The following is a 15,981-nucleotide window of genomic DNA, read 5'->3' on the forward strand; positions in this document are numbered from 1 at the left end:
AAGCGAGGGCTGCACCTGGTCCGCAGCCCACCCGGCATAGCGCTCGGCGCGCACCTCGCAGTGGTGTGCCTCGGGCGCTTTTCCCTTTCTGCCCCGGGTTTGGTGTCTGAGCGCTTTATCGCTTTTGGCGTGGCATGGACAGCGCTGCAATGAGTAAGAACCCTAGAGCAAAACCCAGGCAGATGAGGATGTTGCGGGTGACGTTCATATTTGCGCCATTTTGGGCTGCATTAAGTGCTGCGTCTACTGCATAGGACAGGGGCAACACATTCGAGATCCAGTGCAAGGCGGTGGGTAATTCAGTGCGTGGAATGAGCAGGCCGCAGAGGAGAAATTGCGGGAGGATCAATAACGGCAGGGTTTGGATGGCTTGGAATTCGCTGCTGGCAAATGCGGAGCTAAGCAGTCCGAGGGCGACGCCGATGATGCCGGTTATGGCTGCGATGAGGGTGGATATCCACCAGGGGGCTTGGGTTTCTACTCCCAGAAGATAACGCAGGGTCAAGATCATGAGGAGTGCCTGGGCGCTGGCCATAATGGCGAAGGCAATGGCGTATCCGGCAATGAGGTCAAGACGGTAGATATTGGTGGTCCATAGGCGTTCGAGGGTGCCGGCGTTTCTTTCCCTTTGCATGGTGACGGAGGTGACGAGGAACATGAGCATTAGGGGGAATACTGCGGTCATCACTGTGGAGATGGAGTTGAACATCTGTGCGCGGATGGGGTCTGCGGAGTACATATAGGCAAAAAGCGACATTAATAGCACGGGTGCCAACATGATGAGAGCCAGGGAGCGTTTATCGGCTCGGAGTTGGCTTAGCACTCTTTTGACGGTGGCTAGCAGGTAGGTGGTGTTCATGATGTTTCCTCGGCAGAGTCCTGCGTGGCAGCCGTAGCACGGGAGTTGATGGCAGCTAGGAAGGCGTCTTCAAAGTTGGTCGCGCCGGTCGTGCTGAGTAATTGGGTTGGTGTGCCCTGCCAGATGATGGCTCCTTCGCGCATGAGGATGAGTTTGTCGCAGCGCGCGGCTTCTTCGAGCACGTGGCTGGAGATTATTAGTGCTGCCCCAGTACGGGCGATATCTCGGAATTCTTGCCAGAGCCCGCTGCGGGTGAGTGGGTCTAGCCCGACGGTTGGTTCATCCATTACCAATAATTCGGGTGCTGCAATAAGCGCACATCCCAGGGAGACGCGGCTTTGTTGTCCTCCCGAGAGTTCAGAAACTGTGCGGTCGGCGTAGTTTTCTAGCCCTAAGGTGTGCAGGATATCCGAGACTGTGCGGGTGGTGGAGTGTGTGCAGCCGAGCTTGGCAAAGTAGCTGAGGTTGGCTATCACGCTGAGGTCTTGATAAACGCTGGCGTTTTGGGTGACGTATCCGATTTTGCCGCGTAGTTCCTTTTTGCCAGGGGTGGTTCCCAGCACGGTGAGTTCGCCGTTAAAGTGTTGGACTCCCACGAGGGTGCGCATCAGTGTGGTTTTGCCACATCCAGACGGTCCCAGTAGCCCGGTTATTTCACCGGGGTTCATGGTGAAGCTGAGGTTTTTCAGGATAAGGGTTGGGTTTCGCTTACCCATTTGGACATTGAGTCCGCGAGCGCTAATAGCTGCTGTTTGTGCACCTGGTGAGGTGGTCATAGTGGTTAATCTACGCTGCCCCACCAGGTGCCTCAAGGGTTATTTCTTGGTGAAAACGGCCACTAAGAAGGTGGACTCAGGGGTAAATGGGTGCAGCTCCCAGGATTCATAGGCGTTTTCTAGTTCGAGGCCTACTTCTTCAGCTTGGGTGATGAAGTCGCCAAAGGCCCAGCCACGTCCGGCACCGAATCCGATAATGGCGCGCCCATCAGCTGCCAGCCCATCGTGAATATGTTGCAGGGCGGGGATTCTGCCCTCTTCGGCAAGAAAGCCCATCACATTGCCGGCGCTGAAGATGAGGTCAAAGTCTGTTGCGGGCAGTGGATCGGCAGAAAGGTCGCCCACGCTCCAGTTAGCCTCAGGGTTTTCGGCTTGGGCATAGCCGATGAGGATGGGGTCAATATCTATGCCATAAACCTCATGGCCTTGTTTAGCCAGGTAGCCGCCGAGGCGCCCTTGACCGCAACCGGCGTCCAGAATTTTGGAGCCACGCTGTGCCATGGCGTCTACTAGGCGTGCTTCGCCGTAGATGTCTTCGCCTGCAGCCTGCATATCACGCCAGCGTTGGGCGTAGTTTTCAGAGTGGGCGGGGTTGTTTGCGGTGATTTCTTTCCAGGTAGCCATAAGGTTCGAGTATAAAGCGAGGTGCTTTTCGACGCCCACCGCCGCCGTAGCACCCCGGGTGGGTGCTAGCGGTCAAGCACCATGGTGCGCAGGGTGGTGCGGGCTACGAGTTCGCCACGGTGGGTGCAGAGCACTTGCCATACCTGGGTGCGTCCGCCTACCTGGACGGGGGTTGCTTCAGCGACGATGACACCGGAGCGGACTGAGGAGATGAAATCGGTGTTGTTGTTCACGCCCACGACTATTTTGCCTGGTGCTGCCACCATTCCTGCCACGGAGGCGGTGGATTCTGCAATGGAAGAATAGACCCCGCCGTTGACCAAGCCTACTACTTGGAGGTGCTTGGAGGTGACGTGGAGTTCGCTAATGACCTTGCCTGGTTCGATGGTGGTGTAGCGCAGTCCGAGGTTTCTATCTAACCCAACGTTGAGGTTGTTGAGTTCTGCGAGCTCTTCAGTGGTGAGCGCACGAGCGGCTGCACGAGAGGCAAGGGAAAAGAGATCCATTGGTGGGTCCTGGTGTCCATTCATATTTTTAACCTTAGCGTCCGAAAATTATTGAGCAATAAATAGGGTTTTAGCTGGGAAATTAATTCACACCCCAAAATGGTCACACCTTTTAAATGGATCCGGCTGACAGCTGGCTAAGCGTTGAAGTACGATCAAGGGCATGACTAATGCAGATAACCTCGCTCAGATTGGCGTTGTGGGCCTAGCCGTCATGGGTTCCAACCTCGCACGTAACTTCGCAAGAAACGGCCACACCGTCGCCGTCTACAACCGCAGCACCGAGAAAACCGATAAGCTCATCGCCGATCACGGTTCCGAAGGAAACTTCATCCCTTCCGCAACCATCGAGGAATTTGTTGCATCCCTAGAAAAGCCACGCCGCGCGATCATCATGGTCCAGGCAGGTAACGCCACTGACGCCGTCATCAACCAGCTTGCAGACGCTATGGAAGAAGGCGACATCATCATCGATGGTGGTAACGCTCTCTACACCGACACCATCCGTCGTGAAAAGGACATCGCCGCCCGCGGCCTCCACTTTGTCGGCGCTGGTATCTCCGGCGGTGAAGAAGGCGCCCTCAACGGCCCTTCCATCATGCCTGGCGGCCCAGCAGAGTCCTACAAGTCCCTCGGCCCACTGCTCGAGTCCATCGCCGCCAACGTTGACGACACCCCTTGCGTGACCCACATCGGCCCAGATGGCGCCGGCCACTTTGTCAAGATGGTCCACAATGGCATCGAATACGCCGATATGCAGGTCATCGGCGAGGCTTATCACCTGCTGCGTTATGCCGCGGGCATGGAACCAGCTGCCATCGCTGAGGTATTCAAGGAATGGAACGCTGGCGACCTGGACTCCTACCTCATTGAGATCACCGCCGAGGTCCTCTCCCAGGTAGATGCCGAAACCGGCAAGCCTTTGATCGACGTCATCGTTGATGCTGCTGGCCAAAAGGGCACCGGTCGCTGGACCGTCAAGGCTGCTTTGGACTTGGGTATCGCAACCACCGGCATTGGCGAGGCTGTGTTTGCACGTGCACTTTCCGGTGCTGCATCCCAGCGCGCCGCTGCACAGGGCAACCTGCCTACCGGCGAGCTCACCACCCTTGAGGCTCTCGGCGTGGATAAGGATCAGTTCGTCGAAGACGTTCGCCGTGCGCTCTACGCCTCCAAGCTGGTTGCCTATGCCCAGGGCTTTGATGAGATCAAGGCTGGTTCAGAGGAAAACAACTGGAATGTTGACCCTCGTGACCTCGCTACCATCTGGCGAGGTGGCTGCATCATTCGCGCCAAGTTCCTCAACCGCATTGTTGAGGCTTATGACGCCAACGCCGAGCTCGAGTCCCTGCTGCTGGATCCTTATTTCAAGGAAGAGCTCACCGGTCTGGTTGATTCCTGGCGCCGCGTGGTCGTTGCTGCAACCCAGCTGGGTCTGCCAATCCCAGTGTTTGCCTCTTCCCTGTCCTACTACGACAGCCTGCGCGCCGAGCGTTTGCCTGCTGCCCTCATCCAGGGCCAGCGCGACTTCTTCGGTGCACACACCTACAAGCGTGTAGACAAGGAAGGCTCCTTCCACACCGAGTGGTCCGGAGATCGCACCGAGTCTGAAGCTTAAGGTTTTAACGCTTTTCGACGCCGCCCTCCGCCGCGCACCTTGAGTGCTGCGGCGGAGGGTTTCGTCGAAAAGCGGTCTTTTAGTCCTGCTAGGACTAGTGTTGATAAATAATGACTACATTTTTAGAACTTAATCTTCCCGAGGAGATCGTCCGGGAACTTCGTGGCCAAGGAATTACTGAAGCATTCCCCATTCAAGAAGCTGCCATCCCCGACGCCCTAGCTGGCAAAGACGTACTCGGCCGTGGACCAACCGGCTCCGGAAAAACCTTCACCTTCGGCCTGCCCATGATCACGCGTTTGGCTAAATCCGGTGCCTCCAAACCAGGTCGCCCCCGCGGACTCATCCTGGTTCCGACCCGTGAACTTGCAGCTCAGGTCCGTGAACGCCTGGCAGATCCCGCCCGCGTCATGGGACTGCGCACCCTCGAAGTTGTCGGTGGTGTCAACATCAACCGCAATATCACCGCCCTGGCATCACCCGTAGATATTTTGGTGGCTACCCCTGGCCGCGCCCAAGACTTGGTCAACCAAAAGAAGCTTTCTTTAGCTGCTGTGGAGATCACCGCACTTGATGAAGCCGATCAAATGGCCGATATGGGCTTTTTGCCACAGGTGAAAAAGCTCATGGATCTCACCCCAGCTAAGGGCCAGCGTTTGCTCTTTTCCGCCACCCTTGATGGCGACGTCAGCAAATTAGTTGATCGTTATATGCATAACCCGGTCACCCACTCCACTGCACCGGTACAAGCATCCGTGGACACCATGGAGCACTACCGTTTGCTCGTGGGCAGCCGCGATCCCCGCAATGAGGTCATCGCCCGCATCGCTGCGCGTGAAGGCAAAACCATCATGTTCATGCGCACCAAACATGGTGTTGACCGCCAGGTGAAAAAACTGCGCCGCGAAGGCATCAATGCCGTAGGTATTCATGGTGATAAGGGTCAAGGCACCCGCACCAATGCCCTGGCTGGATTCTCTGATGGTTCCATCTCAGTACTGGTGGCTACCGACATTGCCGCCCGTGGCATTGACGTGGATGATGTTTCCCTCGTGGTCCACGTGGATCCCCCTGCTGAGCACAAGGCCTACCTGCACCGCGCAGGTCGCACTGCACGCGCCGGAACTTCCGGTACAGTAGTGACACTGGTAATGGATGAACAAATCAAGGAAGTCCGCGACCTCTTTAAAAAGGCTGGCGTTGAAGCTGCCGAGGTAAAGGTCCACAAAGACTCCCCTGAATTGGCTAAAATTACCGGTGCACGACGCCCTTCCGGCACGCCGCTTGCCCTTCCAGGTCAGCAGCAAAAACAGCCAAAAAGGGAACAAAAAAATACTAACAACCGTTCTGACAGCAAGGGTTCCACCCGGAATCCCCGCCGTAAAGGGTTCAGTGGCAAACGCACTGGGGGTAGCGCTAGCACCGCCGGTGGCAATCGCTCCAGCTCACGGCGTCAGACTTCAAAGAAAGATGGTCCCCGAAGCTAAAACTCCTTGAGGCTTCTGCCCAAGGGCTAAAAAGCTCAACATACGCCAATGGACATACTCATAAGCATCCTCTCACTGCTTGGTTTTGTGCTACTTACAGCCAGTACGGGTCTTTTCGTCGGTATCGAGTTCGCACTCACCGGCCTAGAAAAATCCACTGTTGAAACCCACGTCAAACAAAAGGGCGATGGCAGCGCCCGCGCAGTGCAGAGGGACCACCAAAACCTGTCCTTCGTGCTATCCGGAGCCCAACTGGGCATCACAATCACTACCCTTGCAACGGGCTTTTTGGCAGAACCAGTTCTCGCCAAATTTATTACCCCGGTGCTGGAACTAACTGGCTTAAGTGCCTCCGTCACCACCGCGATTGCTATGGTTCTTGCCCTAATTATCGCAACGGTATTGTCCATGGTGTTTGGTGAGCTGGTCCCTAAAAACTGGGCCATTACTGACCCCCTGGGAGTCGCCCGCTTTGTGGTGCCCCCCGTAAATGTATTCAACACCGCGCTTAAGCCATTTATTAATGGAATGAACAAGTCTGCAAACTTTATTGTGCGCAAAATGGGCATTGAACCTGCGGAGGAACTTGCCTCTGCCCGTTCCGCCCAGGAGCTCACCGCCCTGGTGCGTAGCTCTGCTGAAAGTGGCGGCCTTGACCAAAACACCGCTGAGGTTATTAACCGCAGCCTGCGTTTTGGTGGCGCCACCGCCGATGAGTTCATGACACCTCGTTCCACCATTGAATCGCTCAAAGCCACCGATACCGTCAATGACCTCATTGAACTAGCACTGGAAACCGGACACTCCCGCTTCCCAGTAACAGAAGGCGACCTTGATGACACCATCGGATTGGTGCACATTAAAGACGCCTTCTCTGTGGTGCGTGAGGAAAGAGCCACTACGCAGGTGGGCGAACTTGCTCGTAAAATCCCGGTGGTCCCAGCCAGCCTTGATGGCGACGCTGTACTCAATGCCGTGCGTTCCGCTGGTTCCCAGGTAATCCTCATTGCCGATGAATACGGTGGCACCGCAGGTTTAGTCACCATTGAGGATGTCGTCGAGGAAATCCTCGGCGAAATCCACGATGAGCACGACGACTCCGATGCCGAAAGGGATTTCCAACAATTTGGCTCCAGCTGGGAAGTATCCGGCTTGGTCCGCACCGATGAGTTGGAAAAACGTGTTGGTTATGTTTCCCCTGAAGGCCCTTTTGAAACCTTAGGTGGTTTGATCATGTACTCCATGGGACAAATCCCCCGCGTTGGCGATGTCACCTTGTTGCCACTAACTGATACCCCCTCCATGGATGAATTCGAATCAGGTTTCAGCGGACGATGGATTGCACGCGTGACCGTGATGGAAGACCGTCGCATTGATAAAGCAGTGCTGACCCCCATCACCCACGACGAGGCAAAGGAGTATGAAAAGTGAGTATTTGGCTAACCATTCTCCTTGTTGTTGCCTTGTTGGCAGCTAATGCCTTCTTTGTGGCTGCAGAATTTGCACTTATTTCTTCTCGCCGCGACCGCCTGGATTCCCTGGTATCCCAGGGTAAAAAGGCCGCCGAAAAGGTCCTTTTTGCCACCGAGCACCTCTCCATCATGTTGGCCGGCGCTCAGTTTGGTATCACCCTCTGTTCTTTGCTGCTGGGTAAGGTGGCCGAACCTGCCATCGCGCACTTTATTGAAGAGCCGTTTAAGTCCTTTGGCGTTCCCGATGATCTCATCCACCCCATCTCCTTTGTGATTGCGCTGGGCATTATCACCTGGCTACACATTCTCTTTGGTGAAATGGTGCCTAAGAACATTGCCATCGCCGGCCCTGAGACCTTGGCCATGTGGCTGACCCCAGTGCTGATCTTGTTTGTTAAGATCACCCGCCCATTAATTGAGTTTATGAACTGGGTGGCACGTATTACCCTCAAGGCCTTTGGCATTGAGCAAAAAGATGAGCTGGATTCTACAGTTGATCCTGAACAGCTGGCCTCGATGATCTCAGAGTCACGTTCTGAGGGATTGCTCGACGCCGAGGAGCACGCACGTCTATCCAAGGCGCTGCGTTCTGAACACCGCTCCATCAAGGAGCTTGTGATCCGCGATGAAGATGTTCGTTCCCTGGACTTCGGTCGCTCCGGCCCTACCCTGTGGGAGTTGGAGGAAGCAGTGCGCGAAACTGGTTTCTCCCGTTTCCCGGTGACTGGTCGCGATGGTTCCTACCTGGGTTATATTCACATCAAGGATATTTTGCCGCGGTTGGCTGATCCCAAGATGGACCCCAATGAGGTCATTCCCCGCACTGCACTGCGCCCGTTGAGCAATGTGGATGCTGATGGCCTCATGGACGATGTGCTGGACTTCATGCACCATCGCTCTGCCCATATGGCCCAGGTTCGCCAGCGCGGAGTTTTGCTCGGTGTGATCACCCTGGAAGACCTCATCGAAGAATACGTTGGCACCGTCAACGACTGGACCCACGAAAGCACCACAGAGTAAAGAAAAGATTGTGTTAGATTCCACCACCTTTAGCTATCTCGACGAGGCTGAGTGGACCGAAGAAGCCCGCGCCCACCAAGCGCGGGCTCATTCGTTCACCAAGGACCACCTCGCTCGTCGACAAGCTCATATCAAGCACCCGGTATTTGACTTCCTCTTTGAGTACTACCCCGTGCGCGCAGCGCACCTAAAAACCTGGCACCCCGGCCCCGGCGTGCGGCTGGAAAGCTCCGCGCCCCATGCCACCCAGCGTTTTTATAAGCTTGTCGACGCAACCCCGCAGCATCCCGCAGGCATTGAGTTTGATCTAGATAGCTTTATGGAGCGTCGTGGTTCCTCGGTGCGTTATATTCACGATCTTTTGCTCGGCACGGAAAATAATCCCGCCCACTTTGACTGTTTTGGTCTCCATGAATGGGCCATGGCTTATAAATCAGATGATTTACGCCATGATCTCCCCCTGCGGCTGGGAGCTGCGGGCACCGATGCGGTGGTGGAATCGCACAATATTAAGTGCACACATTTTGATGCCTATCGCTTTTTCACCACGCCGGCGATCTCACTGAACCTCACGGTGCTCACCCGCGAGGACCAGCCCAAAAATGATCAATGTGGCTGCCTACATGCCAATATGGATCTATATAAATGGGCTGCCAAGTTAGGGCCTTTGGTGCCTGGTGATCTTTTCCTCGACACCTTTGAACTGGCTCGCGATACTCGCATCTTGGATATGGAAGCTTCCCCCTATGATGTCCGCGGCCATGGCTTTGGTGCCGTAGAAATTGAGACCCCCGAAGGCAAGGCTGAATATGTGGCGCGCCAGCGTGCGATTTCCGAACGCGCAAAACCGCTTCGGGCACGGCTTGTCTACCTCACTTCCCAGGCCTTAACAGCTAAACTTTCGAATTAGTTCACCCCATGTAAGTTTTTTGAGCGAGGGAGTACCGTGGCACGACATTCCAGCGGACAATCAAATTTCCGCTTGTCCAAATCTTTGACCATCGCAGTGATAGCCTTGGTGGCCATCATTGCCCTGATCATTGCCTGGGCACTCAACCGCTCGGATGACACCTCCACCCAAGCAGAAGATCAAGCCACCGAATGTATCGCTGGCGATCTCACCCTGCCCATTGGTGGAGATGACTCCGCTGTCTCAGAAGCCGTAGCGGCTTTTAATAGTAACTCACCCACCACTCGCGACTTCTGTGTCACTGCCGAGGCCGTTGCGGGCGACCAAGCTGCTGCCACCTATCTTTTTGCAGGTTCCCGTAGTGATGCCGCCAGTGCGCTCGCGGAAACCGGTGCTGTCGCAAGCTCCGCTGAAAGCAGCTGGCCACAGGTGGGCTCTGCCCAAGCAGGTGTTGCCGTTGCCGAAGGAACTGACGCATCCACGTTGACCGTGGATCAGGTCAGTCTGCCGGTGGCAACTGATTCCGCGACTGCTGCAGCTGTTGCCCTTGCCTTGGCGGATTCCGAAGAGGCCGCAGCTCAAGCTTTGGCCGCAAACCAAGACACCACCATGACTGCTGCTGAGAGTGCCCCTGCCTTTGCCACCATCGAAGGTGCTGAGCTCCCCGCAGGTTATACCTTTAGCCCCATTGAAGGTGCCGAGGTTCCGGTCTGGGCCATTGCTACCAATGCCACCAGCGGGATCTCTGAGGATCAAGCGCGCGCCGGGGCAGATTTTGCCTCCTATGACTTCGAGACTGGGGCGGCTGATCCCACAGCTCTAGAGACTGTCCTAGCTGCTGCCGCAAACGCTGCTCCCACCGAGACTGCTGCACCTGTGGCTCCAGTTGAGGCTGCGCAAACACCTTCCGATACCATCATTAACCTTGATACCTCGGCCAATATGGACCGCGTTGTCGCTGATGCTCAAGAGTCCTATCACACCGTTATCACCCGGATTTTGGCTGATCTGGCGCGGGAAACCGGTGCCATGGGCAATCAGGTGGCACTAAATAACTTCTCCTCCCCACTTAACCCAGGCGTCACCAAGGGTTGGCGTGCCAACGTCTCCTTCCCAGACCAATCCGCCGGCGAAAATGCTGCGGGTGCGGTGGTTCGTTTGGGCACCGGAGGCGTTCCACTGACCCGCGCTGCTGTCGTTGCTGCCACCCAGATTGCTAAAGAGGGCTCCCCTAATGGCCAGCCCATGCGAGTGGTGATTATTACCTCTGGTTCTGCAGGCGAGTATCAAGACGCCAGCTTCCTTGCTGACCTCCAAGCGGCTTCTGCCCCAAATATTTCCCTGCATGTGGTGCATGTGGGCCCTGATGCGGTCGATACCGTCCTGCAGAACTTTGCTCTCAACAATAGTGGCACCGCAACCTCTGCGTCTACCAGCGCTGAGATCACTGCAGCATTGCGCGCAGCCTTTGGCCTCTAAAAGACATAGTTAAACCCCTGGTGGTTAAGAAGCTCGGAGTACTTCTTAAGCACCAGGGGTTTTATTATGTGACGCTACCTGCTAGGAGGTGCGACGATTGCGACGGGCCGCCAGCTCATCTTGAAAGTTGATGGGCTCTGCTTGCAGATGCTCGTCGATACGCTCTGAAGGGAAGGCAGAAATATCGCCGGTAAGTTCCTTCATGATGCCTGGTACAGCAATACCAAATACGCCCTGGCCACCACCGAGGAGGTCAATAACCTCTTCATTGGAGCGACATTCGTACACGGTGGTGCCATCAGAGACCAAGGTGATTTCTGCGAGGTCATTAGTGCCGTGATCGCGCAGTTTATCTACGGCTAGGCGAATGTTCTGTAAGGAGATGCCGGTATCAAGCAGGCGCTTGACGATCTTGAGCACCAAAATATCCTTGAAGGAATAAAGACGCTGAGATCCTGAGCCCCGTGCACCACGGATAGAAGGCACCACAAGCTTGGTGCGTGCCCAATAATCCAGCTGGCGGTAAGTAATACCGGCCACCTGGCAGGCGGTTGGTACGCGGTAGCCGACTTCCTCGTCGGGACCGACCTCAAAAAGGGAGCCTTGTACGGGTGCCCCAGTATAAAGCTCGTCCTGATAATTCTTATCTTCGTACACTGATGTCTCCGATACTTCAGTGAAGGCGTGGCCTAAACCACGCCGAGGTGAGTTTTAAACGTGTAACTTACACTATAAGTCTGGCCTCTAGCCTAGACCAGAGTCAAGTAGTTGTCTTAAGACACGCCTAAAAATCTGGTTTATCATCGGTGTTGAAACCTGGCTTGGAGCCTGGTTCCTCATCACCGCCGCCAAAACCTTCGCCGGTAAAAAGGTCATCCTCAGAGACTCCGAGGCTTTGCATTAGCTGCTGGAAATCGGCATCTGCCTGGGCATCTCCGGAAGCAGATTCAGGAATAATCACTTCTTCCACATCGCTGCGATCAATAACAATGCCGAAGTTTGCTTCCAAATCTTCATCGTTGATGTAGATGGCGGTTTGCTGCAAAATTTCTTCATCAATTGTGATGGGAACTTCCAAAAGTTCCGACATCATAATGACATCGCTGGGACGAGCATCAAACTCTTCACCTTCAGAGGTGATAATCGCTGCCATATAAACGCCCTCAAAATGCGAGACGATCCGAAGATCACTTACCCACGGGGTGAGGCGTTGGAAAGCTTCAGCTAGCAGTTCATGGGAGGTGGGGCGACGCGGGCTAAAACCGGCTTGATAAGCCTGGATTTTCAGGGCGTCTTCAGGGTCAATCCAAATCGGCAGGATTTTATTGCCCTGGTCCCAACGAAAAAGTGCGCAAGTAAAACCATCTGGTTCCATGGTGTGAATGCCATGGAATTCTAGCTCAATAAAACTCATCTAAAAATCAATATCCCAGCTGTTCGCGAGTGGCGTTTTTAACCAATGAGGCGTGCATGGAGACTACCAAAGAACACATCTGCTGTGCCATTTCTTCGGCCTGCTGTTGCGCTACATCGCTCTTGCCACGCGCAATGGGGTCAGCTACCTGAGCGATGAGATCTGCCTGGCGAGCTGCAGCATTGCTTAAAGACTTCAAGCTACGGATATCAAAGCCCATATCTTTAAGAGCACAAGCATTGCTGACGATCATGACATCATCATTGGTGAAGAAGCCGGCCACATCGGGCTTAATCAGGCGCGCAGCAACCAAATCGCTGACGCTTTCCACACTAACGCCTGCTTGTTCAGCAACATCGGTATCAGTAAGCCGAGTAATGGCAGGTGCCTGGAATTTCTCCGGACTGACCAAAGGCTGGGAAGAGTGTGGGTTCAAGATCGCGGTAACTGAGCCATTATCCATGGCTTCTAGCTGTTCGCGGATCACTTTCAGCGGCAGGTAATTATCACGCTGGGTGAGCAGAATATAACGCAGGCGGTCTACGTCTGCTTCGGTAAAGCGACGGTATCCAGAAGAGGTACGCTCAGGGCTAATTAAGCCTTCAGATTCAAGGAATCTAATTTTGGATACGGTGACATCAGGAAACTCTGCATTTAAGCGCTCCAGAACCACTCCAATTGACATGGTTTTGGTTTTCTTCTGTGGGTTGGCCTTGGTGGAAGAATTTCCACTGGTGCCACCTGATGCTGTTTTACGGAGTGCGCTCACGATGCTGCTGCTACCTGCTGTGGACTAAGGGGGTGGACGAGGGACATTTTTAGAAATTTATGCGCAAAGCGGTTGCAAGATAGTGATCCTGCAACCGCAGTACGTGGGTCAAACTAAAAATTAATTATTCTGCTGGACCTGCAAGGAAAACCAAACGGAACTTACCAATTTGGATTTCATCGCCGGTCTGCAAAACCTGAGCATTGCGTGGCTCGCGGTTCACGTAGGTTCCGTTGAGGGATCCGACGTCTACAACCTCGAACTCGCCCTCATTGATGCGGAATTCTGCATGGCGGCGAGATACGGTGACATCGTCTAGGAAGATGTCACTTTCTGGGTGACGGCCAGCGGTGGTGGTTGGCTGGTCCAGAAGGAATCGAGCGCCGGCATTTGGGCCACGCTTTACAACCAAAAGGGCAGAACCTGCAGGAAGGTTCTCTGCACCAGTGGAGGCTGGAGCCGTACCATTGCTCGACTCCATTTCCTTTAACAGATCAGCGCGGAAAACCGAGGTGGTCTCTACCTGTGGCTCCGGAGTGCCGGTGTTGTCGCTCATTGAATTTCCTCCGTGTCGACATTGTTCTTAACGATGTTCATCATAGCCCCTGTTATGAACTTGAGTGCGGAGCTACCCTCCCCTAATTTGAGGAAAATCCGGGTAAATCGCTGTGAACAGGGATTTTAAATTTAGGTTTAACGAAAGATATTGCCAATTCCCTTAATAACTGAGTTTCCGGTCCCTGCTAAAGGGTTGTCGGAAACCATATAGGTCCACGTTGCTGAAGGCCGGGAAAGTCCCGAATCATCAAGGTGAGCACCATCATTATCAATGGTTATGGTATTAAATGTGTTTACTGCATCATCCACGGCCCGCTGGGCTAGCTCTTTGAATTCACGCACCGCGATACGATGATATTCGTCCAAAGGAGTCTCACGCGCAATAGCACGCAGGTGAATAGATTCACGGACGTCATCCATCAATGCCAAATGCTCCGACCAATTGAAGTCCAAGTGATAAAGCATGATGTCACGAGCAGCCTGTTCCAGCACCTGTGGATCAAGGGCTGAGAGTTCAGCTGCGCGCTCCCCCGCTCTTTCACGGAGTTCTTCCCAGGCCAGGTTCGAATCCAAAATTCGATCGCGGCGTTCATCGATAATGACCCGCTGATCTGCCAAAAGCTTGTTGTATTTCCAGGTCTCGGAATGGATTTCCAGCAATTGCCCCTCAGTCACGCGTTGGCAGTGCGCCACCCAGTCTCGGATGCGATTGGAATCAATGAGACCGGTGGTATCTGGCTGTGCGCTGACACTTTCGCCCGACCCGCCAGCTACCACCACATCATCTTCCAAAGAGACGAAGAAAAGACTCAGGCCTGGATCTCCCTGCCTACCGGCGCGGCCACGCAACTGATTATCCAGGCGCTGTGAGCGGTGCCGAGCAGTACCAATAACCGCCAAGCCACCCAGCTTTACCACTTCCTCATAATCAGCTTCATCGGCGCCACCCAGGCGAATATCGGTACCGCGGCCAGCCATTTGGGTGGAGACGGTAACTCGGCCAATATCGCCAGCCTCGGCGATGATGCGCGCTTCTTGGGCATCGTTTTTGGCATTGAGCACACTGACCTCAATATCGAGCTCACGCAGCGCTGCAGCAAGTTCCTCGGATTCCGCGACATCATGAGTACCCACTAGCACCGGTTGGCCGGTGCTGTGTAGCTGCGCAATTTCCGCGATGATGGCGCGGTTTTTCTCGGCCATGGTGGCATAAATTCGATCGGCTTCATCAAAGCGCTGCAAAGGGTGATTACGTTCAATCACTGAAACATGCAGGTCATAGAAGGTGCGCAGCTGGTCAGTGGCCTCTACAGCAGTACCAGTCATGCCGCAGACCATCGGATAACGTCCAATGAGTGCTTGCAGGGTGATGGTGTCCAGAATTTTTCCACCTTCAGAAACAGCGAGGCCTTCTTTAGCCTCCACTGCGGCCTGCAAACCGTCAGGCCAGCGCTGTAGATCAGCCACGCGCCCACGGGAGGCGTCGATAAGCATGACCTTGCCCTCGCGCACAATGTAGTGAATATCGCGCAATAACAAGGCCTGAGCATGGAGTGCGAGGTTGACCTGGATGAGTGTGCTGCCTACGTGTTCATCGTCATAAAGGCTGCTAATGCCCAATTGGCTTTCCAATTTGGCTGCGCCTTTTTCGGTGAGGAAAACATTGCGACGCTCATCGTCAATGGTGTAGTCCACGTCCTCCTGCAGGGTTTTCACCAGATCGGTAATTTTTCCCCGCGGGGCATGGCCCGGTTGGTTACCGGCAAGGACGAGTGGCACCAGCGCCTCGTCGACAAGCACCGAGTCGGCCTCATCGATAATCGCCACGTCGGCACCGTGTTGCACGGCGTCGGCGCGCCGGGTTATGAGCTGATCACGCAGCACGTCAAAGCCGATTTCATTGACCGGACCGTAGACAATTGCGGCTTTATAAGCTTCTCGACGCTGCGTAGGCGTCATTTTCTCACTGATACTAGCCACGCTGAGGCCAAAAAATTCCACCAGCGGACGCATCCATTCAGCATCGCGAACGGCCAGATAGTCATTCACGGTAATCGAGTGCACGGTCTTGCCCATGAGCCCCAATCCGGTGGCTGCCATCGCACCGACCAGCGTTTTGCCCTCGCCGGTGGCCATATGCACCACATCGCCTTCAATCAGACGCAAGACTGCCTGGGACTGCACGGCAAAAGGCTTCATGCCAAGGGTTCGTTGCGCAGCGACTCCCAAAATGGCCAGGAACTCGGCGGGGTCGCTAATTTCGCCTGTGGCAGCTAAATCGCGGGCGCGCTGGGCTAATGCGGCATCGTCCAGGCTGTCAAGCTCTTGTGCATGAGTTTCTGCTTGATCAACAATTGCCAAGCTCCGCTTCTGGTTGCGCCCTGACTTACCGCCGAGCGCCTTCCAAAACCAGTCAAAACCGGCCACTGTTATACCTCCGGTGAACTAGATGGATTCATTTTTCCCAGCCTACTCAATCTTGAATCCCT

At 54.7% G+C, this 15,981-nt stretch carries 15 protein-coding genes; 6 read left to right on the forward strand and 9 right to left on the reverse strand.

Features of this window, described 5'->3' with window-relative positions; translation table 11 throughout:
- Positions 1-115 precede the first annotated feature (115 nt).
- From SFC07_RS08570 to SFC07_RS08585, 4 genes are all read right to left on the reverse strand, one after another.
- On the reverse strand, positions 116-859 hold the full coding sequence (locus tag SFC07_RS08570) for an ABC transporter permease (RefSeq protein ID WP_411207819.1): 744 nt from the start codon (positions 857-859) through the stop codon (positions 116-118).
- Positions 856-1,635 (reverse strand): ABC transporter ATP-binding protein, encoded by a 780-nt coding sequence (locus SFC07_RS08575; protein ID WP_411207820.1) that lies wholly within the window; start codon positions 1,633-1,635, stop codon positions 856-858. Before SFC07_RS08575 ends, SFC07_RS08570 begins: the two co-directional genes overlap by 4 nt.
- Before the next feature lie 39 nt (positions 1,636-1,674).
- Positions 1,675-2,259, reverse strand: coding sequence for a class I SAM-dependent methyltransferase (locus SFC07_RS08580; RefSeq protein ID WP_411207821.1), 585 nt, complete (start codon positions 2,257-2,259; stop codon positions 1,675-1,677).
- A gap of 65 nt (positions 2,260-2,324) precedes the next feature.
- A complete protein-coding gene (locus tag SFC07_RS08585) occupies positions 2,325-2,789 on the reverse strand; it encodes a PaaI family thioesterase (RefSeq protein ID WP_411207822.1) in 465 nt (154 codons plus the stop codon).
- A gap of 139 nt (positions 2,790-2,928) precedes the next feature.
- Between SFC07_RS08585 and gndA the strand changes: the two genes are divergently transcribed.
- From gndA to SFC07_RS08615, 6 genes are all read left to right on the forward strand, one after another.
- Positions 2,929-4,383, forward strand: a complete 1,455-nt coding sequence (gndA, locus tag SFC07_RS08590) for an NADP-dependent phosphogluconate dehydrogenase (protein ID WP_411207823.1) — start codon at positions 2,929-2,931, stop codon at positions 4,381-4,383.
- 110 nt (positions 4,384-4,493) lie between these two features.
- Positions 4,494-5,870: a DEAD/DEAH box helicase gene (locus SFC07_RS08595; RefSeq protein ID WP_411207824.1), complete on the forward strand. Its 1,377-nt coding sequence runs from the start codon at positions 4,494-4,496 to the stop codon at positions 5,868-5,870.
- A gap of 48 nt (positions 5,871-5,918) precedes the next feature.
- Positions 5,919-7,301 carry a hemolysin family protein gene (locus tag SFC07_RS08600; protein WP_411207825.1) on the forward strand — a complete coding sequence of 461 codons (1,383 nt, stop codon included), beginning with the start codon at positions 5,919-5,921 and terminating at the stop codon, positions 7,299-7,301.
- Positions 7,298-8,362 carry a hemolysin family protein gene (locus tag SFC07_RS08605; protein WP_411207826.1) on the forward strand — a complete coding sequence of 355 codons (1,065 nt, stop codon included), beginning with the start codon at positions 7,298-7,300 and terminating at the stop codon, positions 8,360-8,362. Before SFC07_RS08600 ends, SFC07_RS08605 begins: the two co-directional genes overlap by 4 nt.
- Before the next feature lie 10 nt (positions 8,363-8,372).
- A complete protein-coding gene (locus SFC07_RS08610; protein ID WP_411207827.1) occupies positions 8,373-9,272 on the forward strand; it encodes a 3-methyladenine DNA glycosylase in 900 nt (299 codons plus the stop codon).
- A gap of 36 nt (positions 9,273-9,308) precedes the next feature.
- Positions 9,309-10,751, forward strand: coding sequence for a VWA domain-containing protein (locus tag SFC07_RS08615; RefSeq protein WP_411207828.1), 1,443 nt, complete (start codon positions 9,309-9,311; stop codon positions 10,749-10,751).
- Positions 10,752-10,832: 81 nt separating this feature from the next.
- On the opposite strand, the gene SFC07_RS08620 is transcribed toward SFC07_RS08615, so the two are convergent.
- The 5 genes from SFC07_RS08620 to secA2 form a co-directional block, all read right to left on the reverse strand.
- The gene (locus SFC07_RS08620) at positions 10,833-11,408 is read right to left on the reverse strand and encodes a MerR family transcriptional regulator (RefSeq protein ID WP_411207829.1); all 576 of its coding nucleotides are present in this window, start codon (positions 11,406-11,408) and stop codon (positions 10,833-10,835) included.
- A gap of 127 nt (positions 11,409-11,535) precedes the next feature.
- The gene (locus SFC07_RS08625; RefSeq protein WP_411207830.1) at positions 11,536-12,165 is read right to left on the reverse strand and encodes a bifunctional nuclease family protein; all 630 of its coding nucleotides are present in this window, start codon (positions 12,163-12,165) and stop codon (positions 11,536-11,538) included.
- A 7-nt stretch (positions 12,166-12,172) separates the two neighbouring features.
- A complete protein-coding gene (locus SFC07_RS08630) occupies positions 12,173-12,934 on the reverse strand; it encodes a MerR family transcriptional regulator (protein ID WP_411207831.1) in 762 nt (253 codons plus the stop codon).
- Positions 12,935-13,058: 124 nt separating this feature from the next.
- Entirely contained in the window at positions 13,059-13,490 is a 432-nt protein-coding gene (odhI, locus tag SFC07_RS08635) for an oxoglutarate dehydrogenase inhibitor Odhl (RefSeq protein WP_411207832.1), read from the reverse strand.
- A 137-nt stretch (positions 13,491-13,627) separates the two neighbouring features.
- On the reverse strand, positions 13,628-15,919 hold the full coding sequence (gene secA2, locus SFC07_RS08640; protein WP_411207833.1) for an accessory Sec system translocase SecA2: 2,292 nt from the start codon (positions 15,917-15,919) through the stop codon (positions 13,628-13,630).
- Between the last annotated feature and the right edge of the window lie 62 nt (positions 15,920-15,981).

The sequence above is a fragment of the Corynebacterium callunae genome (assembly GCF_046592015.1).
GTDB lineage: Bacteria > Actinomycetota > Actinomycetes > Mycobacteriales > Mycobacteriaceae > Corynebacterium > Corynebacterium callunae_A.

Bases quoted from the DNA above. Each gene is read 5' to 3' on its own strand.
- SFC07_RS08570 (WP_411207819.1), bottom strand. From the start codon at position 859: ATGAACACCACCTACCTGCTAGCCACCGTCAAAAGAGTGCTAAGCCAA.
- SFC07_RS08575 (WP_411207820.1), bottom strand. From the start codon at position 1,635: ATGACCACCTCACCAGGTGCACAAACAGCAGCTATTAGCGCTCGCGGA.
- gndA (WP_411207823.1), top strand. From the start codon at position 2,929: ATGACTAATGCAGATAACCTCGCTCAGATTGGCGTTGTGGGCCTAGCC.
- SFC07_RS08585 (WP_411207822.1), bottom strand. From the start codon at position 2,789: ATGAATGGACACCAGGACCCACCAATGGATCTCTTTTCCCTTGCCTCT.
- SFC07_RS08625 (WP_411207830.1), bottom strand. From the start codon at position 12,165: ATGAGTTTTATTGAGCTAGAATTCCATGGCATTCACACCATGGAACCA.
- SFC07_RS08580 (WP_411207821.1), bottom strand. From the start codon at position 2,259: ATGGCTACCTGGAAAGAAATCACCGCAAACAACCCCGCCCACTCTGAA.
- SFC07_RS08600 (WP_411207825.1), top strand. From the start codon at position 5,919: ATGGACATACTCATAAGCATCCTCTCACTGCTTGGTTTTGTGCTACTT.
- SFC07_RS08595 (WP_411207824.1), top strand. From the start codon at position 4,494: ATGACTACATTTTTAGAACTTAATCTTCCCGAGGAGATCGTCCGGGAA.
- odhI (WP_411207832.1), bottom strand. From the start codon at position 13,490: ATGAGCGACAACACCGGCACTCCGGAGCCACAGGTAGAGACCACCTCG.